The 5,538-nt window shown below is 72.1% G+C and carries 6 protein-coding genes; 3 read left to right on the top strand and 3 right to left on the bottom strand.

Annotation, left to right across the window (positions count from 1 at the left end; all coding sequences use genetic code 11):
• The 3 genes from EHS43_RS35960 to EHS43_RS35970 form a co-directional block, all read right to left on the bottom strand.
• Positions 1-789, bottom strand: a 789-nt coding sequence (locus EHS43_RS35960) for an ROK family protein (protein ID WP_148104171.1), incomplete at its 3' end; no start/stop codon positions are given.
• Between the two features lie 18 nt (positions 790-807).
• Positions 808-1,614, bottom strand: coding sequence for a thioesterase II family protein (locus tag EHS43_RS35965; protein WP_125194807.1), 807 nt, complete (start codon positions 1,612-1,614; stop codon positions 808-810).
• An 8-nt stretch (positions 1,615-1,622) separates the two neighbouring features.
• Positions 1,623-2,132 carry a type II 3-dehydroquinate dehydratase gene (locus EHS43_RS35970; RefSeq protein WP_260470868.1) on the bottom strand — a complete coding sequence of 170 codons (510 nt, stop codon included), beginning with the start codon at positions 2,130-2,132 and terminating at the stop codon, positions 1,623-1,625.
• Positions 2,133-2,403: 271 nt separating this feature from the next.
• Between EHS43_RS35970 and EHS43_RS35975 the strand changes: the two genes are divergently transcribed.
• Genes EHS43_RS35975 through EHS43_RS35985 form a run of 3 tightly spaced genes read left to right on the top strand, consistent with a single transcriptional unit; the run spans position 2,404 to position 5,427 of the window.
• Positions 2,404-3,573 carry a DegT/DnrJ/EryC1/StrS family aminotransferase gene (locus EHS43_RS35975; RefSeq protein ID WP_125194808.1) on the top strand — a complete coding sequence of 390 codons (1,170 nt, stop codon included), beginning with the start codon at positions 2,404-2,406 and terminating at the stop codon, positions 3,571-3,573.
• Between the two features lie 53 nt (positions 3,574-3,626).
• Complete coding sequence (locus EHS43_RS35980; protein ID WP_125194810.1) at positions 3,627-4,748, top strand: Gfo/Idh/MocA family protein; 1,122 nt, start codon at positions 3,627-3,629, stop codon at positions 4,746-4,748.
• A complete protein-coding gene (locus tag EHS43_RS35985; protein WP_125194809.1) occupies positions 4,741-5,427 on the top strand; it encodes an HAD-IA family hydrolase in 687 nt (228 codons plus the stop codon). The genes EHS43_RS35980 and EHS43_RS35985 overlap by 8 nt, the downstream gene beginning before the upstream one ends.
• The last annotated feature ends 111 nt before the right edge of the window (positions 5,428-5,538 follow it).

Consider the following 5,538-nt stretch of genomic DNA (forward strand, 5'->3'; position numbering starts at 1 on the left):
GGCCGCGACCTCGTCGACGTAGCCCGGCAGGGATGCCGCGAAGCCGCCGCCGACCGTGATGACGTCCGGGTGGGTGAGTTCCGCGAGGGAGGTCGCGGCAGCCGCCAGGGCCGAGGCGCTCTCCCCGATCGGCTCGGCCGCCCACGTCTCGCGGGCCGCCCAGCCGGCGAGCAGGCTGTCGAAGTCCACCTCCTCGCCCCGGCGTCGCGACGCCCGGCGCAGCACGGCCCGGCCCGAGGACAGGGACTGCACACAGCCCCGGCGGCCGCAGTCACACGGTTCGCCGGCGCGGTGGTCGACGATGACGTGGCCCACCTCGCACGAGCCCCGTGCCGTGCCCGGGCGCATCACTCCGTCCAGGACGATCCCGCCGCCGATCCCCGTACCGACCCCGAGGTGGACCAGATCGCGGCAGCCCGCCGCCCGCGCCTCCGCGAGCGCGGCCAGGTCACCGTCGTCCGCCACGCGCACTTGCGCTCCGGGCAGGAGGGCCTCCAACTGCCCCTGCAGGTCCAGGCCTTGCCAGCTCGGGCGGTTGGGCCAGCCCAGCACCCGGCCCCCGGTGTCGAGGGCGGCGGGCAGCGCCATCCCCACCGAGGTCACCGGGTCCCCGGCCCGACCGGGCACCGCCGCGAGGGCGTCGGCCAGCGCCGCCATGTCCGCCGCCGCTCCCCCGCTCTCCGGCCAGCGGAACACCGTCTGCCAGGGCCGCGCGCCCACCGCGGCGCCACTGCGTTCCAGCCGGAGCGCGACCTTGGTGCCGCCGACGTCCATTCCCAGACGGCTCACGGAATTTCCCTCTCGTGCCTAGACGTCTTTGTCGAAGTGCGGGGAGAGTGTCGTCCGCAGGAGATCCGTCACGGCCGCACTGTGTTCCGCGAGGTAGAAATGGCCGCCGTCGAAAACGTGGAGGGAGAAATTGTCCCCGGTATGGCGGCGCCATTCCTCCACCTCCCCCGCCGTCACTCGCGGATCGCTCGAACCGACCAGTGCCGTGATCGGGCATCGCAAAGGCTTCGTGTGCGTGCAGCGGTAATTCGCGACCGCCCGGAAGTCGTTGCGCAGCACCGGCAGGGTGAGCCGCATCAGCTCCTCGTCGAGCGCGAGGGCCGCGTCGCTGCCGCCGAGCGCGCGCACCTCGGACAGGAGCTGGTCGTCGGTCAGCTCGTGGAAGGCGTCCGCGCGCACCACCGACGGGGCCCGGCGTGCGGAGACGATCAGCGCGGCCACCGGGGAGCCGTCCTCCTCCAGGCGCCGGGCCACCTCGTACGCCACGGTCGCGCCCATGCTGTGGCCGAACAGGGCGATCGGGCCCGCCCAGGGCAGCAGGGCGCGGGTGATCCGGTCGGCCAGCTCGCGCACGTCCGCCACCAGCGGTTCGTGCCGGCGGTCCTGGCGGCCGGGGTACTGGACGGACAGGACCTCCACGTCGTCGCCGAGCGCCGCCGACAGCGGGTGGAAGTAGCTCGCCGAACCACCGGCGTGCGGCAGGGCGACGAGGGTGAGGCGGCGGTCCGGCTTGGGGTGGTAGCGGCGTATCCACTGCTGGGAGCACGCCGCGGGGGTCGTCTGCGTCGTCCTCGTCGTCTTCGTCGTCTGTGTCGTCGTCCTCATCGCCCCTCCTAGGCCGTCGCCGCGAGCTTCGGGACGGTGGGCTGCGGGAGGGCCGCGGACGTCTCGGCGGCGGGTGCCGGTTCCGATCCCGCCGCCGTGGCGAGCAGGGCGCGGGCGCCGAGGCGGTAGCCCAGGGAGCCGAGTCCCACCACCACGCCCGAGGCGAGCGGCGCGATGATCGACTCGTGGCGCCACTGCTCGCGCGCCCAGACGTTGGACAGGTGCACCTCGATCCAGGGGCGCGGATAGTTCGCGAGGGCGTCGCGCAGGCTCCAGCCGGCGACCATGAGCGCGCCGGGGTTCACGATCGCGCCCACGGTGGCGTAGTTGGCGTGCACCGCACGGACCAGGTCTCCCTCGGAGTCGCTCTGGAACGGGATGACCTTCCAGCCCATCCCGGCGACCTCCTCCCCGACCGCCCGCTCGATGTCGGCCAGCGTGTCGGTGCCGTACACCTCGGGCTCACGCTGACCGAGGATCCCGAGGTTGGGGCCGTTCAGCAGGAGTATCGCGCTCATGACTCACCTCACAACTGCGGTTCGGGGACCGAATCTTCGTCGACCCATTCGCGTTCCATTCTTTCTCGCTTTCCTGACTTGTCGTGGGCGTCCGGGCATCGAGTTCGGGATGAGGGGTGAAAGCGCTGCGACTGAGGGGGGTTTCCGGGGTCCCAGTAGGGGATGGGAGCCCATGCCATTCGCACGGTAGCGTGATATTCCCCGCCGCCGGTTCTCGGTTTTCCGGGGTGCGTTCTTCCCTCAATCTTCGGTGGAACAGGAATGGATCGTCATGAATGATCAGGCGCAGAAACTGCTCGCAGACCTTCCGGTGTGGCCGCGCTACGGCGACGAGGAGCGCGCCGGTCTGCTCCGCGCCCTGGAGCAGGGCCAGTGGTGGCGCATGGGCGGCAGCGAAGTCGACTCGTTCGAGCGGGAGTTCGCCGACCGGCACGGCGCCCCCTACGCCCTGGCGGTGACGAACGGCACGCACGCCCTGGAGCTCGCCCTGCAGGTCCTCGGGGTGCGCGAGGGCAGCGAGGTCATCGTCCCCGCCTTCACCTTCATCTCCTCCTCGCAGGCAGCCCAGCGGCTGGGAGCCGTGGCGATCCCGGTCGACGTCGACCCGGACACCTACTGCCTCGACCCCGAGGCGGTGAAGGCCGCGATCACGCCGCGGACCGCCGCCATCATGCCGGTGCACATGGCGGGCCACTTCGCGGACATGGACGCCCTCGGCAAGGTGTCCGCGGACAGCGGGGTGCCGCTGATCCAGGACGCGGCGCACGCGCACGGCGCCGAGTGGCTCGGCCGCAAGGCCGGTGAGCTGGGTTCCATAGCCGCGTTCAGCTTCCAGAACGGCAAGCTGATGACGGCCGGCGAGGGTGGCCTGGTCACCTTCCCCGACGAGGCCTCGTACCAGGAGGGGTTCCTGCGGCACAGCTGCGGACGGCCCCGCACCGACCGCAAGTACCACCACCAGACCTCGGGCTCCAACTTCCGCATGAACGAGTTCTCCGCGGCTGTCCTGCGGGCCCAGCTCGGCCGTCTGGACGAGCAGATCGCCACCCGGGAGCTGCGCGCCCCACTGCTGGCCGGACTGCTCGCGAAGATCCCCGGCGTGGTCCCGCAGACCCGCGACGAGCGGATCACCAACCACCCGCACTACATGCAGATGTTCCGCATCCCCGGCATCGCCGAGGCCGACCGCAACGCGCTGGTGGACCGCCTGGTGGAGCGGGGCGTGCCGGCGTTCATCGCGTTCCGCGCGATCTACCGCTCCGAGGGCTTCTGGGAGTACGCGCCGCCCGCCGCCACCGTCGACGAGCTGGCCGCGCGCTGCCCGGTCACCGAGGCCATCAACGCGGACTGCGTCTGGCTGCACCACCGCACCCTGCTCGGCACCGAGGAGCAGATGCACGCCGTGGCCGAGGTCGTCGCCGAAGAGGTCGCGCGGGCATGAACACACGGGTGAGCGCACGGGGATCGGGCGACCCCCCGGTCCGTACCAGCGTGGTGGGTCTGGGGTGGGCGGCGAAGTCCATCTGGCTTCCGCGGCTGCGCCAGCACCCCTCCTTCGCGGTGACCTCCGTGGTGGACCCCAGTCCGGCGGCCCGCGCGGAGATCCCGCAGGACCGCACCGGAACCGAACTCCTCTCGGACGTCACGGAGTTGAGTCCGGGAGCGGTCGACCTGGCGATCGTCGCCGTACCGAACCATCTGCACTCGGTGGTGGCCTGCCGGATCCTGCGCATGGGCATCCCGGTCTTCCTGGAGAAGCCGGTCTGCCTCAACTCGGCCGAGGCGGAGCAGCTCGCCGCGGCCGAACGGGAGGGGGGTGCGGTGCTGCTCGCCGGCAGCGCGGCCCGCTACCGCGCCGACGTGAGCGCGCTGCGCGAGGTCATCGAGCGGGACCTGGGTGAGCTCCGGCATGTGGAGCTGTCCTGGGTGCGGGCGCGCGGGGTGCCGAGCGCGGGCGGCTGGTTCACCCAGCGGCAGTTCGCGGGCGGTGGGGCGCTGGTCGACCTGGGCTGGCATCTGCTGGACACCGTCGGGCCGATCCTGGGCCCGGTCGGTTTCGACCAGGCGGTCGGCACGGTGTCCGACGACTTCGTCAACGACCAGTCCTCCGGGGCCGCCTGGCGCAAGGACGCGCCCCGCCCCGAGGACAGCGCGGGCGACGTGGAGGACACGGCGCGCGGGTTCCTGGTGACGGAGGACGGGGTGTCGGTGGCGATCCGGGCGAGCTGGGCCTCGCACGAGCAGTACGACACCACCCGGATCCGGGTGGACGGCAGCGCGGGCAGTGCGACGCTGCGCTGCACGTTCGGATTCAGTCCGAACCGGCGCAAGGGGGCCTCCCTGTCGCTGGTTCGGGACGGGACGACGACCGAGATCCCCCTGCCCGAGGAGGAGATCGGCGCCGAATACCTGCGGCAGCTCGACGAGTTGCCGCAGCTGCTGGCGGACCCGGCGTCCCAGGGGCGGACCGTCGACGAGGTCCGCCGCACCATCACGGTGATCGAGCGCATCTACCGCTCGGCCCGGCGGGCACGGATCGGGGCGCGCTCCACAAGAGCGGCCCGGGTGGTGCCGGCATCGACGCTACTCGACTCGGAGAGGTTCCGGCATGGTTGACAGTGGGGGCGGAGCCGGCGGTCACCGCCGTGAGGTGCGGGCCGTCGTCTTCGATCTCGACGGGGTGATCGTCGACAGTTTCGAGGTGATGCGGGAGGCCTTCAGCATCGCCTACGACGAGGTGGTGGGCGTGGGGGAGGCGCCCTTCGACGAGTACAACCGGCATCTGGGCCGGTACTTCCCCGACATCATGCGGATCATGGGGCTGCCGCCGGCACTGGAGGAGCCCTTCGTCCGCGAGAGCTATCGGCTCGCGCCGCTGGTGCAGGTGTTCCCGGGGATCCCGGAGCTGCTGGGTGAACTGCGGGGCCGGGGACTGCCGTTGGCGGTCGCCACCGGGAAGGCGGGTGAGCGGGCCCGGGCGTTGCTCGACCAGCTCGGTCTGCTCGGCATGTTCGACGTGGTGATCGGCTCGGACGAGGTGGCCCGGCCCAAGCCGGCGCCGGACATGGTGGAGCTGGCGGTGTCCGTGCTCGGGGCCCGTCCCGAGGAGACGGTGATGCTCGGCGACGCCGTCACCGACCTGCACAGCGCCCGCGGTGCGGGGGTCGCGGCGGCTGCGGCACTGTGGGCGGGCATCGACCCGGCCCCGCTCCTGCGGGAGTTCCCGGACTTCGTCCTGCACTCCCCCGCGGACCTCCTCGACCTGGTCGCGGAACCGGTGGCGGCAACGCCGTAGACGACACCTGGCACAGGACAGCGCAGGGCTCGGACGAGATGAGGTCCGGGCCCTGCGCCGTTCACGATCCCGGCCGAGTCCCCTGGGGCGGGGTCCTTGAGCGTGTCGTGG

This window comes from Streptomyces sp. RP5T (assembly GCF_003933965.1).
In the GTDB taxonomy this organism is placed as follows: Bacteria; Actinomycetota; Actinomycetes; order Streptomycetales; family Streptomycetaceae; genus Streptomyces.

Bases quoted from the DNA above. Each gene is read 5' to 3' on its own strand.
- EHS43_RS35965 (WP_125194807.1), bottom strand. From the start codon at position 1,614: ATGAGGACGACGACACAGACGACGAAGACGACGAGGACGACGCAGACG.
- EHS43_RS35970 (WP_260470868.1), bottom strand. From the start codon at position 2,132: ATGAGCGCGATACTCCTGCTGAACGGCCCCAACCTCGGGATCCTCGGT.
- EHS43_RS35975 (WP_125194808.1), top strand. From the start codon at position 2,404: ATGAATGATCAGGCGCAGAAACTGCTCGCAGACCTTCCGGTGTGGCCG.
- EHS43_RS35985 (WP_125194809.1), top strand. From the start codon at position 4,741: ATGGTTGACAGTGGGGGCGGAGCCGGCGGTCACCGCCGTGAGGTGCGG.